1 protein-coding gene and 1 pseudogene are annotated in these 852 nt (G+C 72.3%); both read right to left on the bottom strand.

Annotated features, from left to right (window positions below; genetic code table 11):
* A pseudogene (locus tag BIV03_RS13310) lies at positions 1 to 452 on the bottom strand (LacI family transcriptional regulator); the annotation flags it as partial.
* A partial coding sequence (locus BIV03_RS13305) for an aldo/keto reductase (protein ID WP_175475849.1) occupies positions 449 to 852 on the bottom strand: 404 nt, incomplete at its 5' end. The gene BIV03_RS13305 and the pseudogene BIV03_RS13310, both read right to left, overlap by 4 nt.

Raw genomic sequence — 852 nt, 5'->3', positions numbered from 1 at the left:
CCGTCGGTGGCGAGGGCGTCCGCACGCCAGTCGATCTGCACGACCGGCACCCGCTCGGCCGCACGCGCCAGGGCCTCGACGTCGTGGTCCGACGGCACCGCGATGATGCCGTCCACCATCCGGCTGAGGAGCAGGTCGACCGCGCCCGCTGCGGCGTCCGGGCTCGACGAGACGATGACGCTCGTCCCGTGCGCCCGCAGTGCGCTCTCGACCCCGGCGATCACGGTGAGGTGGAAGTCGTTGTCGAGCGCCGGCAGCAGGACGCCGATCGTGCCGGACCGCCGGGAGCGCAGGCTCCGGGCGAACCCGTTGGGACGGAACCCGAGCGTCGCCGCGGCCCGTTCGATCGCCTGTGCGTTCTCGTCACGGACGGTGCCGCCGTTGTAGAACTTCGAGATCGTCGCGAGCGAGAGCCCCGTCGCCCGCTGCAGGTCCTTGTAGGTCGCCGTCACCCGACGCCCCCGGTGATCGTGCCGTCCTCGTCCCACAGGTCGTGCCAGCTGTCGGCACCCGACCACAGGAACACCTGCCCCTTGATGAGCCGGACGCCGCGATCGACGTCCTGCATCGCCCGGACTTCCTCGTCGGTGAGCGGGTCCGTCAGCGCGCCGTCGAGGTTCGCGCGGTACTGCTCGGGCTTCACCGAGAACGGGATCGGGACCTGCCCGCGTGCGACCGCCCACTTGAGGCAGACCACGGCGGGGTGCACGCCGTGCGCCTCGGCGATCCGCCGGACGACGGGGTGGTCGACGTCCACGGGGTCGTCGTCCTCGCGGTCGCGCTCCGGGCGGGACGGTGACCCGAGCGGCGAGTAGCCCACGGGCTGGATGTCGTTCGCGCGGCAGAAGTCGA

This window comes from Curtobacterium sp. MCBA15_016, assembly GCF_001865105.1.
Lineage (GTDB): Bacteria > Actinomycetota > Actinomycetes > Actinomycetales > Microbacteriaceae > Curtobacterium.
This window is presented reverse-complemented; position numbering and strand designations above follow the sequence as displayed.